Genomic DNA, 15,511 nt, shown 5'->3' with positions numbered 1-15,511 from the left:
CCGGACATAACCATCCGGCGTGCGGCCATTTGTGTTAGCTGCGCAGGAACGCCATCAAGTCGTCCGTCAGCTGCTGCTTGTTCGAGGCAAACAGCCCGTGGGGCGCGCCGTCGTATTCGATCAGCGTCGCGCCGGGGATCGCGGCAGCGGCGGCACGGCCGGACGTCTCGATCGGCACGGTCTGGTCGCCTGTTCCGTGGATGATCAGCGTCGGCACCTTGAAGCTCGGCAGGTCCGGACGAAAATCCGTCGAGGAGAAGGCCTTTGCGCAAGCAAGCGTTGGCCGAAGACCCGCCATCATCGTCTGCTGAAACGACCAGTCGAGCACGGCTTCGCTCACCGACCCGGTGAACACGCCGACGCCGTAGAAGCTTTTCAAAAAGCCGTGGAAGAAATGCGCCCGGTCTTCCTTCATGCCGGCCGTCATCTCGTCGAACACCGACTGCGGCACACCATCAGGGTTGTCGGGCGTCTGCGCCATATAGGGAACGACCGACGCAATCAGCGCGGCCTTGGAAACGCCCTTGCCGCCGTGGCGCGACATATAGCGGGCAACCTCGCCACCGCCCATGGAAAAGCCGAACAGTGCTGCATCCTGCGCGCCGGTCGCCTCGATGACATCGGCAAGATCGTCGGCCAGCGTATCGTACTCATAACCGTCCCACGGCTGCTCGGAGCGGCCGAACCCGCGTCGGTCATAGGAAATGGCGCGGAACCCGGCGTCTGCTGCCACCACCGCGAAGTCGTCCCAGGTGTCGGATGTCAGCGGCCAACCGTGCATCATGATAACGGGACGGCCGGTCTTCGGACCCCAGTCCTTGACATAAAGCTGCGTTCCGTCGCGGGTGGTGATCATGGTCATCTTTGCATCCCTTCTTCTGGCAATGGAACCAGTCTAACGGGAGGTCTCTGGCAATTGTTCCCCGACATGGAAGCGATGCATCCCTCCCAACGACCAGCCATTTGACGACCGGCTTGGCGCGGACTACCTTGGATTGAACCGGAGGTGTAGAGATGACGATCACGGTCAAGCTGGGTGATGCGAAAACCGAACTTTCCGAGCTCCTGCCCCTCGTCGAAGCCGGCCAGGAGGTGGTGATTGCGCGTGGCGAAACACCCGTCGCGCGGCTCAGCCCGATCGCGGCCACGCCGGGTATGAATGCTGAGTTCACCGAAGAACAACTCGCACGGCGGCGGGCCCTTATTGAGACGATCATATCTGAGCGCGACGCTCGAATGTCCGCCACTGCCGAAGAAATCGACGAATGGAAAAAAGAAGGTCGGCGTTAGTGCAGACTTTCGTGGTTGATGCCTCGGTTGCAGCCGGCTGGTTCATAGCTGATGAGGCCAATCCATATTCGAACCATGTCTTGAAAGCCTCAATGGCGTTGGGCGCAGTTGTGCCTGACCTTTTCTGGCACGAAATGCGCAGCCTGCTGACTATCGCCGCCCGAAGGAAGCGGATCGTCTTGGAAGATGTTGCTACATCGATGACACGCTTGCGAGAGCTGGAAATCACGACCGTCACAGGGCAAGAGGACGGGCGTATCCTCGAGCTGATAGCCCGTTACCAGCTATCCGCCTACGACGCCGCCTATCTTGCGCTGTCGCTCGAGGAAAACCTCGAACTCGCAACGCTCGACAAGCAGTTGATCGCGGCAGCCCCGTCGGCCGGGTGCAGCCTCGTGCGGGCCTAAAGCGCCGCCCGGTTAAGCACGGCCCACTGCAGCAGCATGATTGTCTTGGCATCGATGATCTCGCCGTCGGCGATCATCGTGACGGCCTTGTCGAGCGGAAACTCCAGCACTTCTATATCCTCGTGCTCGTCGGCGAGCCCGCCACCCTCGTTGATCCGGTCGGAAAGATCGATCGAGGCGTGGAAGAAGTGGATGACCTCCGTCACGGAGCCCGGCGACGTCAGTGCCTTGAAGACGAAACGCACGTCGCGGATCCGGTAGCCGGTCTCCTCCATCGCCTCGCGGCGGATCGCGTCTTCGCCGTCTTCGCCATCGAGAAGTCCGGCCGGCACTTCGATCATGAAGGCCGGTTCGCCCGTCAGATAAGCCGGCAGTCGGAATTGTTTGACGAGGACGACGATATCGCGTTCGCGGTCGTGCAGCAGGATGCAGGCGGCCGGCGTGCGATGGAAAACCTCGCGCTTGATGCGCTGCGTCTCGCCGTTGCGATCGGTATAGTCGAGTTGATAATCGGAAAGCCGCGTCCAGCCCTGCGACAGCGTCGTATCGCTGACGATCTTCACCCGGTCATTCACGTCGCTCATGCGATTCCCTTGCGTAGCCAGACCTTGTTGTCGTGCACGGCAGCACCTCCGAAAGGCGCCACCGGATCGGCGCCGGTGAGGACGTTGATCCCTTCGCCGTCGAGATGCGCGTCGTTGGGCCACAATCCCTCGGCGATCAGCACGCCGGGTTTTGCACCAGTCACGAGTTTCGCATGCAGACGGATCTCGCCCCGACGGTTGCCGAGCGTGACTATATCGCCGTCAACGATGCCGAGACGTGCGGCGTCCGTCGGATCGATCATCACGTCCGGCCGCCCTTCCTTCTCCACCGAGCTTTTGGTCTCGGCAAAGGATGAATTGAGGAAGCTGCGCGACGGCGAGGTCGCGAGGCGGAACGGATGCTCGGCGTCGGCTGTCTCAATCACATCGACATGATCGGGAAAACGCGGCAACTGCGCGTGTGGCCCGAGCGGGCCGACGCTGTCGGGCGTCCGATCCGGCGATGGGCCGTTGACCCAATCGGGGCTGAAGCGGAATTTGCCGTCCGGATAGCCGAAACCGTTGATGTAGTGCGCGGTGTCGAAATCCGGTTGCGCATCGATCCACTTGTCGGCCTTCAGCGCGTCATAGGAACCCCAACCGCTGGCAGTCAGGATACGGTCGATATGGGTGCGTTCGTCCATGCCGAAGCCGGCAAACCCGTCGACGCCGAGACGCTTTGCCAGTTCCTCGATGACGAAAAGGTTGGTGCGCACCGTTGCCGGTGGTTCGACCAGTTTCGGGCCGAGCAGGATATGCTGATGCCCGCCGCCGCGATAAAGGTCGTCATGCTCAAGGAACATGGTCGCGGGCAGAACGATATCGGCAACCTTTGCCGTATCGGTCATGAACTGCTCGTGGACGGCGGTGAAAAGATCGTCGCGCAAAAAACCTTCGCGCACGAGGCGCTGTTCCGGCGCAATATTCATCGGATTGGTGTTCTGGATCAACAGCGCCGTCACCGGTCCGCGATGACGCAGCGCTTCCGCGTCGCCGGTCAGCACACGGCCGATCTGCGACTGGTCGAGCATGCGGATGTCCGGATCCTTGTAGGCCGTGCCCATCAGCTCGGCTTTGTTGAACCGATAAATCTCGCCGTTGTTGTGGAAGGCGCCGCCGCCTTCGTGTCGCCAGGAGCCGAGCACGGTCGCGATCGACAGCGCCGCGTGCATCGCCGCCGTGCCGTTGCGCTGACGGGAAAAGCCGTAGCCCAACCGGAAGAAACTCTTCGGCGTGGTGCCGACGAGCCTGGCGAACCCCTCGATTTCCTCGACGGTGAGGCCTGTGATCGCCGACGCCCATTCCGGCGTGCGGCTTTTCAGATGCGCTTCGAGGCCTGCCGGATCATCGGCATATTTCGCCATATAGGCGCGGTCGGCATAGCCGTCACGGAAGGCGACATGCATCACGGCGCAGGCGAGTGCGGCATCGGTGCCGGGGCGCAACACCAGCTTGACGTCGGCCTGTTTCATTGTCGGATTGTCGTAGATGTCGATGACGACGATCTTGGCGCCGCGCTGTTTGCGGGCCTTGATCGCATGGGTCATCACATTGACCTGGGTGGAGACCGCATTGGTGCCCCAGATCACGACGCAATCGGATTTCGCGATCTCGCGCGGATCGGGGCCGCGCAGGGCGCCTGTGCCCATCACATAGCCGGTCCAGGCCATGTTGGTGCAGATCGTGCCCATGAAGCCGGAATATTTCTTGGCGTGGCGCAGGCGCTCGATCGAATCGCGCTGCACCTGACCCATGGTTCCCGCATAGAAATAGGGCCACACCGCTTCGGACCCGTGCTTTGCTTCAGCCTTGACGAACGCATCGGCGATCTCGTCCAGCGCCACTTCCCAGGAGATTTCCTGCCAGAGCCCTTCGCCCTTGGCACCCATGCGGCGCTGTGGCACCATCAGGCGGCCGGGATGATAAATGCGCTCGGTATAGCGCGCGACCTTGGCGCAGATGACGCCAGCCGTATAGGTATTGTCGGACGAGCCGCGGACACGACCGATCCTGCCATCCGCGGTCAGATCGACATCCAGCGCGCAGGCGCTCGGACAGTCATGAGGACAGACGGTATGGCCGACGGAAGTGTGACCGACGACGGGGCTTTCGGGAATGGGGGTCGCAACGTTCATGGCTTTTCTATATGGCATGGCGACGGCTGCAAAAAGGGCCATTTGCAGCGCATCAATTTTATTCAAGCGAGACACAAGCTGAGATGAACTATCGGCACATCTACCACGCAGGCAATTTCGCCGACGTCCTCAAGCACGCCGTCCTGTCGCGGCTCGTTCTTTATGCACAGAACAAGGACAAGGCGTTCCGCTTCCTCGATACGCATGCGGGCATCGGGCTTTACGACTTATCCTCCGAAGAAGCGCAGAAGACCGGCGAATGGCTCGACGGCATCGGCAAGCTGGTCGATGCCGAGTTTCCTCCCGAAGTGGCCGAAATCCTTGCGCCCTATCTCGGTGCCGTGAAGGAACTGAACCCGAAGGGTGGCGTCAAGTTCTATCCCGGCTCGCCGAAACTCGCGCGCATGCTGTTTCGCCCGCAGGACCGTCTCTCGGCAATGGAGCTGCATCCGGAAGACTTTGCCCGCCTGTCGCGCCTGTTCGAAGGCGACTACCAGGCACGTGTGACCGAACTCGACGGCTGGCTGGCGCTCGGGGCGCATCTGCCGCCGAAGGAAAAGCGCGGCATCGTGCTGATCGATCCGCCCTTCGAGGAGGAAGGCGAGTACGACCGGATGGTCAGGGGTCTCGCCAATGCCTATCGCAAGTTTTCAGGCGGTACCTATTGCCTCTGGTACCCGATGAAGAAGGGCGCGCCGATCAAGGACTTCCACGAGCAGCTGAACGCGCTGGATATCCCCAAAATGCTCTGCGTCGAGCTGACCGTGAAAAGCGACCGCGATCTTGTCGGCCTGAACGGCTCGGGCCTCGTCATCGTCAACCCGCCTTTCACGCTTAAGGATGAGCTGCATACGATCCTGCCCCCGATAAAGACGGCGCTGGCACAGGATCGTTACGCCTCGCAGCGATGCTTCTGGATAAGAGGTGAACACACCGACGCCGAGGCTTGACCCGTCGGCGCATCCCTTTCATGGTGCGGCGCGACTGGAGGCCGCCCACCATGAAACGCTTGTTCGCCGCCCTAGCGGGCCTCGTCGTCCTTCTCGCCTTCACTACTGCGTCGACGGCGCAGGATCGGCAGCGCAACCGGAGCCAGCAAGGCTCCGAGGACCGTGCGGGCGCTTTCGATTTCTACGTCCTCTCCCTGTCCTGGTCGCCGACCTTCTGCGCATCCGATGACGGAGGCCGCAACCGGCAGCAATGCGGCACCGACAAACGTTTCCGCTTCGTCGTACACGGGCTCTGGCCGCAATACGAAACCGGTTTTCCGGATTTCTGCCGATCGTCGGAACCCGATCGCGTGCCGCGCCAGCTTGGTGAGAAACTGTTCGACATCATGCCGTCGATGGGCCTGATCGGTCATCAGTGGCGCAAGCATGGAAGCTGCACCGGGCTCGACCAGGCAACCTATTTCGACACTGTCCGCAAGGCTTTTGAGCACGTCAAACTTCCGGCGGACCTTGCTGGCGGGCAAAGCTCGCTCAAGCTTTCCCCTGATGCCATCGAGCAGGCCTTCATGTCCGCCAACCCGGGTCTTTCCCGCCGCGGTATCGCTGCGAGCTGCGAAGGTGAAAAGCTCGATGAAATTCGTATCTGCCTTAGCAAGGATCTGCAGTTTCGCGATTGTGCGGAGGTCGACCGCCGCGGCTGCCGGATTGGCCAGGTTACGCTTCCTCCGGCCCGCTGACATCCGCTTGCTCAAGATGACACCAGCGGCCCTCGATATCAGAACAAGGACATACCGATGAAGATCCTCCACTCCCCGGCCTCGCCCTACTCCGTCAAGGTTCGCATGGCCGCCCGCCATCTCGGTCTCGACGTGACCGAAGAAAAGACCGACACGAATGCGGCGCCTCCCGAACTCGTCGACAACAATCCGCTCGGGAAGATCCCGGTTCTGATCCGCAAGAACGAGCCGCCGGTCTATGACAGCGTCGCGATCATGCACTTCCTCGATCGTCACTCCGGCGGCAAGCTTTACCCGAAGAAGGACGTGAAGCGGACCGAGGCCGAAGTGCTCGAAGCGCTCTGCGACGGCATTACCGATAGCCTTCTCGCGATCGTCTACGAGCGTCGCTCGCGCGAGGAGGAAAAGGTCCACCAGCCCTGGATCGACAAGCAGTGGGGCAAGGTGGTGCGCGGGCTGGACTATCTGGAAAAGAACCTGCCGAAGACGGGCAAGAAGCTGCATGGTGGCCACTTCGCGCTTGCCGCTATGATCGGTTATCTCGACCTGCGCTTTAACGGCCAGTGGGCCGAAGGTCGTCCGGAACTAGCCTCCTGGCCTGACACGTTCTCCAAGCGCTTTCCGGCCTATATGGAAATGAAGCCCTACGCCTGAACCGAATGAGGTCCGCGGCCGCCCTAGAACTCTTGGGTTGCCGCGGATCCCGGCACAACCTGCCGGTCGTTCGAGACCTTCTCCCATTTGCACAAGCAATTGAAACGCTTGCCCTCCGGTTTTCCTCCGCTACTATGACGAGAACGGCGGGAGGCCGTTTGAAGCAATTCGGAGGAATTTCATGAAGCGATCAGCGTTGACGCGGCGAACCGCCCTGCGCCTTTCCGTAGTCCTTGCAGGCTCGGCCCTGTCCCTGATGTCACTGGGACTTTCAGCCACCGGGGCTGCGGCCCAGTCGTTTCCCGACCAGACGATCACCCTCGTCGTGCCGTTTGCAGCCGGCGGATCGACGGATGTTGTCGGTCGAGTCGTGGCGCAGAAGATGGGCGATATCCTCGGCCAGCAGATCGTGGTTGAAAACGTCGCCGGTGCCGGCGGCAATCTCGGGGCTGACCGCGTCGCGCGTGCGGAGCCGGACGGTTACACAATCCTGATGGGCACGGTTGCGACCCACGCGCTCAACCCGCTGATCCTGAAGCAGAAGCCCTACGACCCCGAGAAGGATTTTGCGCCTGTCTCGCTACTGGTCATCGTGCCGAACGTTCTGGTCATCAATCCGAAACTGCCGGTCAACACGGTGGCGGAACTGGTGGAGCTCCTCAAGAAGGAGCCGGAGAAGTATTCTTACGCGTCGTCGGGCAACGGCACGCCCCTGCATCTCTCGGGCGAATTGTTCAAGGCGATGACCGGCGTCAAGATGGAGCATGTTCCTTACAAGGGCGCGGGTCCTGCCCTCAACGACCTGATCGGCAACCAGATCTCGATCATGTTCGACAACCTGCCCTCCTCGTCTCCGCATATCAAGGCGGGAACTCTGAAGGCACTGGGCGTCACCACTGCCGAGCGGGCAGCTTCGTTCCCGGACGTGCCGACGATTGCCGAGACGGTACCGGGTTACGAGACCTACACCTGGAACGCCCTGTTCGCACCGGCCGGCACGCCGCCTGAAGTGGTCGCGAAACTGAACGATGCCGCCAACAAGGCCTTACAGGACCCGGCAGTTGTCGCGAGGATGAAGGATTTCAGCGCCAAGATCGTCGGGTCTACCCCGGAGGAGCTCGGCAAACACGTGACAGCCGAACTCGCAAAATGGACCCCGGTCGTCAAGAACGCCAATATCCAGATGGACTGACCGTTATACCGACCGAAAACCACGCATGAAAAAAGCCCGTTGGTGACAACGGGCTTTTAGATGAGAAGCCGGGAAACGCTCCCGGCTTTTTGTTGTTCTTATTAGAACTTTACGCCGATACCGACCTTAACGCTGTGGTCGTCGAAGCCCTTGGAGACGTTGCCGCTGTCGAGGCTGTAGTCCTTGGCTGCGAAGTCCGTGTAGCGATATTCGATACGGGTCGTGATGTTGCTGGTGACGAATGCTTCAGCACCGACGCCGACCGTGTAACCAACGGATGTCTTGTCGTCAGACGACGTTGCATCCTTGAGTTCGTTGTTCTGCAGCGCGACACCAGCCGTACCGTAGATCAGGAAGGGGTTGAGGTCGTAACCGACGCGGCCGCGGACCGAACCGTCCCAGCCAGCTTCGCCACGGTAACCGCCGGACGTTCTGCCGTCCTGGCCGTTGTAGCCGACGTCAGCTTCGATACCGTACACAACCTGGCCGCTCTGCCAGTTGTAACCGGTATAAGCACCGCCGCCTGCACCCTTGGCATTGTAGTCGCCACCGCCGAAACGGCCCCAGTCGTAGGAACCGGTGGCGCCGAGGTAGAAGCCCTGCCACGTAGCGGCCGGTGCGACTTCTTCAACAGCCATAGGAGCTGCAGGGATCTGGTCGACGGCGTCAGCAGCGCTGGCCGAGGAAATTGCAATAAAGCTGGCAGCCGAGGCCATCAGAGTCGCGACGAGAATACGCATACCTTTTTCTCCGTTTGGCGCATCGGCTCAAAAACCACTTCGGGTTTCGGAAGGTCCGACACGAGTATTCCTAATTGCTACAACGTCCCTGCGCACCCTTTCGGGTATCGGCGCTGTAGGCTGCCGGGCAAGTGTCACATCAACAGAGTTGACGACAGCTTTGTTCCCTGCTGGCTGAGGACGAATTTGGGGGGCAATTGAGGAATTGAAAGAGCCGAAATGTGAATTGTTTGTGGCAGCTAGACGGCTAAATTTCGATGTTGCTTCATCGCCACAGGTATATCGTTAAGGATAATGAGACGTTAATCGCACTATAGAGCATTTTACATTTCTTGACCGTTTCTTAACATTGCGAACAAACGCTGTCAAACAGCCTCGATACATATCACGACTCCGAGAGGCGCGAGATTTAGCCTCCTTTATTCGAGTTTAACTCAAATTTAGCCGAGCAACGCATCAACGCCATCACAGCATCCTGCAGAACTCCTACTTGCAAATCGTCATTTCCGGTCGAAACGAGGCCGAATTCCTGCCGTATTCGCTTCCAGGACCCCGCGAGCACGTTTGCTGAGCGAGAAATGCAGGCGTGGTGGCACGCTTCCAAAGCTGCCGGCAAAACACTATCTGTTGGCGAACAGCTTCAGCCCCGAGTCGCCGATTTCTTCGGGTTGGATGATCACAAAGACGAGATGAGCCCGCAGAAATAGTCGTCTGAACTGATTCTGCCGGCGGAGACATGCGATGAACGCGAAGAATGTGCCCGATGGCGGCGTTCTTTATGACGGAAACGAAGACGACGACGATGCCCTGGAACCGGAAGCGGTCGCTGCGGCTATCACCACGTCCATCGACTGGAACGAGGCTGTCCGCCACGACACGGGCCTCAAGGGCGCCGACCTGATCGCCGAGTTCGTCAAGCACCTTCCGAACGCGCCGGGCGTCTACCGGATGTTCAACGAGGCCGGCGACGTGATGTATGTCGGCAAGGCGAAGAGCCTCAAGAAACGGGTCAGCAATTATGCGCAGGGCCGACTGCATTCCAACCGCCTCACCCGCATGGTGCGGGAAACCACGCATATGGAATTCGTCACGACGCGGACGGAGACCGAAGCGCTGCTGCTTGAAGCGAACCTCATCAAGCGGCTACGTCCGCGGTTCAACGTTCTGCTGCGCGACGACAAGTCGTTTCCATATATTCTCATCAGCGGCGATCACCGTGCCCCTGCCCTGATGAAACACAGAGGCGCCCGCGCCCGCAAAGGTCAGTATTTCGGACCGTTCGCATCGGCCTCTGCCGTCGGCCGCACGATCAACTCGCTACAGCGTGCGTTCCTGCTGCGCACCTGCACAGACAGCGTGTTCGAGAGCCGCACGCGTCCCTGTCTTCTTTATCAGATCAAACGCTGTTCCGGCCCCTGCACCCATGAAGTCAGCGACGAGGGCTATGCCGAGCTCGTCAAGGAAGCCTCGGACTTTCTTTCGGGCCAGAGCCAGAACGTGAAGACCGTCATCGCCAGGCAGATGTCGGAAGCCTCCGAAGACATGGATTTCGAGCGCGCCGCAATCTATCGCGACCGGCTGGCGGCGCTCAGCCACGTCCAGAGCCACCAGGGCATCAATCCGGCCGGCGTTGAAGAGGCGGATATTTTCGCCATTCAACATGAAGGTGGGCTTACCTGCATCCAGGTGTTCTTCTTCCGCACCGGCCAGAACTGGGGCAACCGCGCCTATTTCCCGAAGGCCGATCCGCAGATGGCGGGAGCGGAAGTCCTCAACGCGTTTCTCGCGCAGTTCTATGACGACAAGCCCGTGCCGAAGCAGATCCTGCTGTCGGAAACAGTCGAGGAGCAGGAACTGCTGGCGCTCGCGTTTTCCGAAAAGGCGGGACACAAGGTCTCGATCCTGGTGCCGCAGCGTGGCGAAAAGCGCGATCTTGTCGATCACGTCGCTGCCAATGCGCGCGAAGCACATGGCCGCAAGCTGGCCGAAACATCGTCGCAGGCGCGCCTTCTCAAGGGTCTCGCCGAAACCTTCAGCCTGCCCTACCAGCCCCGGCGCATCGAGATCTACGATAACTCGCATATGATGGGCACCAATGCCGTCGGCGGCATGGTCGTCGCGGGTCCGGAAGGATTTGTGAAGGGCCAGTACCGCAAGTTCAACATCAAATCGACCGACATCACCCCCGGCGACGACTTCGGCATGATGCGAGAGGTCATGACCCGGCGCTTCTCGCGACTGATCAAGGAAGAAGGCATTCCTGATCGCAGCATCTCGACGCCGAAACCCGTCGAGGCGACCAGCGATGACATCAACGATGCCGCGTTTCCGGCCTGGCCCGATGTCATCCTGATTGATGGCGGCCAGGGCCAGATGACGGCTGTGCGCACCATCCTCGACGAACTTGGCATCCGAGACGTGGTGACGGCGATCGGGGTGGCCAAAGGTGTCGACCGCGATGCCGGCCGCGAACGCTTCTTTGCCGATGGCCGCAGCGATTTTTCTCTGCCGCCACGCGATCCCGTCCTCTACTTCGTCCAGCGCATGCGCGACGAAGCGCACCGGTTCGCGATCGGCTCGCACCGGGCCCGGCGCAAAAAGGAAATGATCAAGAACCCGCTCGACGAAATCGCGGGCATCGGGCCGGGCCGAAAGCGCAAGCTGCTGCAGCATTTCGGCACCGCAAAGGCCGTGTCCCGCGCAGGTCTCAACGATCTGATGGCGGTCGAAGGAATTTCCGAAGCGGTGGCCAAACAGGTCTATAATCACTTCCACGAGAGCCGAAGTGGATGACGATGAACGACATGCATGGGTCATCAAAACAGCGTATGCATCTCAACCAACTGTAAAAAAGCCGCGAAAACTGTTGACGCTGGCGTCTCGAAACCTCAACTAGAGGCAACCCTCAAGCACAGGTCCATCATGGCTTCCCGCGCGTACAACATTCCCAATCTTCTGACCTATGCGCGCATCCTTGCCGTACCGGTGATCGTTCTGTGCTTCTTCATCGAAGGAAAGCTGGAAAGCTCGGATTTTGCCCGCTGGGCCGGTTTCTGGATCTTCGTTGTGGCGTCGCTGACCGACTATCTGGATGGCTATCTGGCAAGAATCTGGAACCAGACGTCGAATATCGGCCGCATGCTGGATCCGATCGCCGACAAGCTTCTGGTTGCCGCCGTGCTTCTGCTGCTTGCTGCCGACCAGACGATTGCCGGCTGGTCGCTGTGGGCTGCAATCACGATTCTCTGCCGCGAAATTCTCGTCTCGGGCCTGCGTGAATATCTGGCGGCGCTCAAGGTATCGGTGCCGGTGACCCGCATCGCCAAGTGGAAGACGACGATCCAGATGGTGTCGATCGCGTTCCTGCTGGCCGGACCTGCCGGCGACAAGTTCCTGCCGTTCACGACGCAGATCGGCATCGGCCTTCTCTGGGTCGCAGCGGCCCTCACCTTCTACAGCGGCTACGACTATTTCCGCGCCGGTCTCAAGCATCTCGTGGATGACGAGGGATGACAAAACTCGTCTATTTCGCCTGGGTGCGCGAGAGAATCGGCAAGACCGAGGAGGATCTCGACCTGCCGCCTGAGGTCGTTACCGCGCGTGATCTCCTCAATCACCTGAAGACGCTCGGCGAGGAATACGAGAACGCGCTGCAATATCCCGAGGTCATTCGCGTCGCGATTGACCAGGAGCATGTGGAGCATTTTGAAAAGATCGCCGGAGCACGCGAGATCGGCATTTTCCCCCCGATGACAGGCGGGTAAACGGAACCATTCTGATGACTATGCCCACGATCCGCGTACAGGCTGACGATTTCGATCTGCAATCGGAGATCGATCTCCTGACGGCGGGCCGCATGGATATCGGCGCGGTGGTCAGCTTCTGCGGTCTCTGCCGTGACGAGCAGGGAGCGCTCTCGGCGCTGGAGCTCGAGCATTATCCGGGCATGGCGGAAGCCGAGATGAACCGCATCGCCCTTCTTGCCATCGACCGCTTTTCGCTTCTCGGACTGACCGCCATCCACCGCTACGGCAAGATTGCCCCCGGGGCCAACATCGTCCTGGTCATTGCCGTCGCCTCGCATCGCCAGGCAGCCTTCGACGGCGCCAATTTCGTGATGGATTTTCTGAAGACATCGGCGCCGTTCTGGAAAAAGGAACATGCGGCCGACGGTTCGCCCCGGTCCTGGGTCGATGCCAAAGACGCCGACGATACCGCACGCGACCGTTGGCGCTGAGGTTTACAGAACCACCCTTTCCCGCCGGCTCATGACGAGAACCGCAACCAGCACAAGGCCGATGGCGAAGTCCCGCCACAGGATCGGACCGTAACCGCTCCACAGTGTTTCGGCGAAACCGACAGCGGCGGCACCGGCTGCCGACCGCAGCGGATGCGAATGGCCTCCGGCTGCAGCAATCAGGACGATCTTGATGCTGATCAGCAACCCGGCGCCGAAGTCCATCGTTCCGTAATACGAGGTCGCCAACACGCCTGCGACGGAGGCGTACAGAGATGCTGCCGCGTAGGCGAGGACGAATACCAGACGGGAACTGATGCCGCAGAGTTGGGCCACAATCTTGTCGTCGGCCACCGCCCGCCAGATGCGCCCGAGGCTTGTATGATCAATTACCAGCCAGCCGGCCGCGATCATTGCCAGCATCAGGCCGGTATTAAGCAACTGGATCAGCGTCAGGGTTATTGCGAAACTGTGACCCGCCCAGAGCGGAACGGCACGGTTCAGAAACGGCGACAGCCAGATCTCCCGGGAGCCGGAGGCAAGCCGAGCGCCCTCTATCAGCACCAGCAGCACGCCCAGCGCGGCGACGATCGGCGCGTTGCGCGCATGCCTTTCGATCAACCGCAGGGTCAGCCCGCCGACCACGATCCCGGTCGCGACGCCGCCGACGATCGCCGCGCCCGCCCCCATCGCCAGTGCCGCCGGTAGGACAAGCCAGAACTCGTCCCAGCCGAGCTGCGCGAACAACACGTAGAGATGGCCGGAAAAAGCAAAGATGGCGCCATAGGCGATGTCTGCGCGCTTCGTCAGCGCAAAGCCGATCACGTAGCCGAAGGCAAGCGTTGCGTAGAGTACCGACAGCGGCACAGCATTCGCCAATTGCTGGAGCAGATAGGCCATCGGCAAACCCCAAAAGGATGACACGAATATAACTGGTAAACCGCGTTACACCAGTTATAATTCTGGGATGGATTTCACCTGGACCCCGCATCGTTTCGTCGGTGGCGCCTTGGCGCTCGATGTCGCCAACAGCGTCATACTGCGCATCGATCCGTCACGCCGCATTGATCGCTTCGCCTCTCCGCAGCAGATGGATGCCTTTCCCGAGGCGGCCGGAGAATTCTCGGCGGAGCGGGCGTTGTTTGGAGAAGTGACGCCAGTCGCCGCGGAAAGACGCGCCGATTTCCTCGTGCTTCGGGAAGCGATCGACCGGTATTTCCGTGCTCGAGCGGATGGCGAGGATGACCCGCACAAACTGGCCGATCTGCTTGGCGCGACGGCTGTGGCGTTGCGCGGAACCGGCACCGGCTCACTTGAGGCCGCCACCGCCCGCTCGGCCTTGCGGCTTCTCGGCGACGATCAGATTTCCCGCCTGAAGACCTGCGGCAATTGCGGCTGGCTGTTTATCGACCGAAGCCGCAACCGCAGCAGAAGCTGGTGCGACATGACCGTCTGCGGCAACCGCGTAAAGGCGAACCGCCACTATCGCCGCAGCCGCGATGGCGGACCTTCGGCTGGAGACGCAACATGAGGTGGAGGGCAGCGATATCAGCCGGGCTCTGCGTGATGGGCCTGATTGTGACTGGCTGCCAGCGACCGTCGGAAGGCGTGTATTTCGAACTGTCCGGCCGGATTTTCGTCTTCAACTACCGGGTGGCCACCGCTAACTACCTCGTTACGCTGCGAAGGGTCGCTGCCATCCCTAAGGAAAGCCGCGCCAGAGCGGAATTCGAAGATCCGCAGGGCGGACCGGCGCTTTTCACCGAAGAGAAAGTTCTCGATGTCGACGATGGGCTCACGCTTGCCAGCCCGTTCGTCCAGTGCGTCCGGAAGGACAGGCCCTACCGCGTGGCCATCACGCTGACAGGCGCGTCCGGCGAGGTGCTGCAGGTGATCGAAACCACCGTGACGTCGGATGTCGATCAGTCTGTGATACCGGCGGCACCGCTGGTCGTCGGCCCGGCCTACACACCCAACCCCGACATGTTCAAGGCCGATGGCTCGACCGACTTCTCCGGGCGAACCGGCTGCCCGGTGACACCATGACTTTGCTGCAGACAGCAAAAAAGGCCGGAGCGAATGCCCCGGCCTTTTGAAGATCGAACCGATCCGTGCAGCAATCAGCCGACGATTTCGGTTTCGGCGAACCAGTAGGCGATTTCCTGGGCGGCGGTTTCAGGGGCATCGGAGCCGTGAACCGAATTTTCGCCGATCGACAGGGCGAACTGCTTGCGGATCGTGCCTTCGTCGGCGTTGGCCGGGTTGGTCGCGCCCATGATTTCGCGGTTCTTCAGGATGGCGCCTTCGCCTTCGAGAACCTGAACGATGGTCGGACCAGACGTCATGCCGTCGACGAGTTCGCCGAAGAAAGGACGTTCCTTGTGAACCGCGTAGAAGCCTTCAGCTTCGCGCTTGCTCATCCAGACGCGCTTGGATGCGATGATGCGCAGGCCGTTGTCTTCAAATACCTTGGTGATGGCACCGGTCAGGTTGCGCTTCGTTGCGTCCGGCTTGATCATCGAAAACGTGCGTTCAATCGCCATTGGTCTCATCCTTTGTTTCCACGGAAAGTGGGCGGTGTTTAA

The 15,511-nt window shown here is 60.6% G+C and carries 18 protein-coding genes; 12 read left to right on the top strand and 6 right to left on the bottom strand.

Annotated features, from left to right (window positions below; translation table 11 throughout):
- Window positions 1-34 precede the first annotated feature (34 nt).
- The gene (locus ACQY1P_RS10835; protein WP_192076726.1) at window positions 35-862 is read right to left on the bottom strand and encodes an alpha/beta fold hydrolase; all 828 of its coding nucleotides are present in this window, start codon (window positions 860-862) and stop codon (window positions 35-37) included.
- Window positions 863-1,014: 152 nt separating this feature from the next.
- Here ACQY1P_RS10835 and ACQY1P_RS10830 point away from each other — a divergent pair, with 152 nt between their 5' ends.
- Together ACQY1P_RS10830 and ACQY1P_RS10825 are read left to right on the top strand one after the other, a co-directional pair.
- The gene (locus tag ACQY1P_RS10830) at window positions 1,015-1,290 is read left to right on the top strand and encodes a type II toxin-antitoxin system Phd/YefM family antitoxin (protein ID WP_113167310.1); all 276 of its coding nucleotides are present in this window, start codon (window positions 1,015-1,017) and stop codon (window positions 1,288-1,290) included.
- Window positions 1,266-1,697: a type II toxin-antitoxin system VapC family toxin gene (locus ACQY1P_RS10825; protein WP_113167311.1), complete on the top strand. Its 432-nt coding sequence runs from the start codon at window positions 1,266-1,268 to the stop codon at window positions 1,695-1,697. The genes ACQY1P_RS10830 and ACQY1P_RS10825 overlap by 25 nt, the downstream gene beginning before the upstream one ends.
- Here the strand turns inward: ACQY1P_RS10825 and ACQY1P_RS10820 are convergent.
- The gene (locus ACQY1P_RS10820; protein ID WP_430256386.1) at window positions 1,694-2,281 is read right to left on the bottom strand and encodes an NUDIX domain-containing protein; all 588 of its coding nucleotides are present in this window, start codon (window positions 2,279-2,281) and stop codon (window positions 1,694-1,696) included. The two genes, ACQY1P_RS10825 and ACQY1P_RS10820, sit on opposite strands and share 4 nt — an antisense overlap.
- On the bottom strand, window positions 2,278-4,416 hold the full coding sequence (locus tag ACQY1P_RS10815) for a molybdopterin-containing oxidoreductase family protein (protein ID WP_430256385.1): 2,139 nt from the start codon (window positions 4,414-4,416) through the stop codon (window positions 2,278-2,280). Before ACQY1P_RS10815 ends, ACQY1P_RS10820 begins: the two co-directional genes overlap by 4 nt.
- Window positions 4,417-4,499: 83 nt before the next feature.
- Here ACQY1P_RS10815 and ACQY1P_RS10810 point away from each other — a divergent pair, with 83 nt between their 5' ends.
- The 4 genes from ACQY1P_RS10810 to ACQY1P_RS10795 all read left to right on the top strand — a co-directional run bounded on the left by ACQY1P_RS10810 (window position 4,500) and on the right by ACQY1P_RS10795 (window position 7,949).
- Window positions 4,500-5,366, top strand: coding sequence for a 23S rRNA (adenine(2030)-N(6))-methyltransferase RlmJ (locus ACQY1P_RS10810; RefSeq protein WP_430256384.1), 867 nt, complete (start codon window positions 4,500-4,502; stop codon window positions 5,364-5,366).
- 50 nt (window positions 5,367-5,416) lie between these two features.
- Window positions 5,417-6,103, top strand: coding sequence for a ribonuclease T2 family protein (locus ACQY1P_RS10805; protein WP_430256383.1), 687 nt, complete (start codon window positions 5,417-5,419; stop codon window positions 6,101-6,103).
- Window positions 6,104-6,160: 57 nt separating this feature from the next.
- Window positions 6,161-6,757 (top strand): glutathione S-transferase family protein, encoded by a 597-nt coding sequence (locus ACQY1P_RS10800; RefSeq protein ID WP_430256382.1) that lies wholly within the window; start codon window positions 6,161-6,163, stop codon window positions 6,755-6,757.
- A 181-nt stretch (window positions 6,758-6,938) separates the two neighbouring features.
- Window positions 6,939-7,949, top strand: a complete 1,011-nt coding sequence (locus ACQY1P_RS10795) for a Bug family tripartite tricarboxylate transporter substrate binding protein (RefSeq protein ID WP_062579906.1) — start codon at window positions 6,939-6,941, stop codon at window positions 7,947-7,949.
- Between the two features lie 101 nt (window positions 7,950-8,050).
- Here the strand turns inward: ACQY1P_RS10795 and ACQY1P_RS10790 are convergent, their stop codons facing one another.
- Complete coding sequence (locus tag ACQY1P_RS10790; protein ID WP_062453311.1) at window positions 8,051-8,689, bottom strand: outer membrane protein; 639 nt, start codon at window positions 8,687-8,689, stop codon at window positions 8,051-8,053.
- Between the two features lie 741 nt (window positions 8,690-9,430).
- Between ACQY1P_RS10790 and uvrC the strand changes: the two genes are divergently transcribed.
- From uvrC to ACQY1P_RS10770, 4 genes are all read left to right on the top strand, one after another.
- Window positions 9,431-11,482 carry an excinuclease ABC subunit UvrC gene (gene uvrC, locus ACQY1P_RS10785; RefSeq protein ID WP_430256381.1) on the top strand — a complete coding sequence of 684 codons (2,052 nt, stop codon included), beginning with the start codon at window positions 9,431-9,433 and terminating at the stop codon, window positions 11,480-11,482.
- A 129-nt stretch (window positions 11,483-11,611) separates the two neighbouring features.
- Complete coding sequence (gene pgsA, locus ACQY1P_RS10780) at window positions 11,612-12,202, top strand: CDP-diacylglycerol--glycerol-3-phosphate 3-phosphatidyltransferase (RefSeq protein ID WP_062453313.1); 591 nt, start codon at window positions 11,612-11,614, stop codon at window positions 12,200-12,202.
- Complete coding sequence (gene moaD / locus ACQY1P_RS10775; protein ID WP_062453314.1) at window positions 12,199-12,453, top strand: molybdopterin converting factor subunit 1; 255 nt, start codon at window positions 12,199-12,201, stop codon at window positions 12,451-12,453. The genes pgsA and moaD overlap by 4 nt, the downstream gene beginning before the upstream one ends.
- Window positions 12,454-12,467: 14 nt before the next feature.
- Window positions 12,468-12,926 (top strand): molybdenum cofactor biosynthesis protein MoaE, encoded by a 459-nt coding sequence (locus tag ACQY1P_RS10770; RefSeq protein ID WP_209900505.1) that lies wholly within the window; start codon window positions 12,468-12,470, stop codon window positions 12,924-12,926.
- A gap of 3 nt (window positions 12,927-12,929) precedes the next feature.
- On the opposite strand, the gene ACQY1P_RS10765 is transcribed toward ACQY1P_RS10770, so the two are convergent.
- Entirely contained in the window at window positions 12,930-13,826 is an 897-nt protein-coding gene (locus ACQY1P_RS10765; protein WP_430256380.1) for an ABC transporter permease subunit, read from the bottom strand.
- 67 nt (window positions 13,827-13,893) lie between these two features.
- Here ACQY1P_RS10765 and ACQY1P_RS10760 point away from each other — a divergent pair, with 67 nt between their 5' ends.
- On the top strand, window positions 13,894-14,457 hold the full coding sequence (locus tag ACQY1P_RS10760; RefSeq protein WP_062453317.1) for a CGNR zinc finger domain-containing protein: 564 nt from the start codon (window positions 13,894-13,896) through the stop codon (window positions 14,455-14,457).
- The gene (locus ACQY1P_RS10755) at window positions 14,454-14,972 is read left to right on the top strand and encodes a hypothetical protein (protein ID WP_430256379.1); all 519 of its coding nucleotides are present in this window, start codon (window positions 14,454-14,456) and stop codon (window positions 14,970-14,972) included. Before ACQY1P_RS10760 ends, ACQY1P_RS10755 begins: the two co-directional genes overlap by 4 nt.
- A gap of 74 nt (window positions 14,973-15,046) precedes the next feature.
- Here the strand turns inward: ACQY1P_RS10755 and ndk are convergent, their stop codons facing one another.
- Complete coding sequence (ndk, locus tag ACQY1P_RS10750; protein WP_062453319.1) at window positions 15,047-15,469, bottom strand: nucleoside-diphosphate kinase; 423 nt, start codon at window positions 15,467-15,469, stop codon at window positions 15,047-15,049.
- Window positions 15,470-15,511: the final 42 nt, after the last annotated feature.

This window comes from Neorhizobium sp. DAR64872/K0K18 (assembly GCF_050500175.1).
GTDB classification, from domain to species: domain Bacteria; phylum Pseudomonadota; class Alphaproteobacteria; order Rhizobiales; family Rhizobiaceae; genus Neorhizobium; species Neorhizobium soli.
This window is presented reverse-complemented; position numbering and strand designations above follow the sequence as displayed.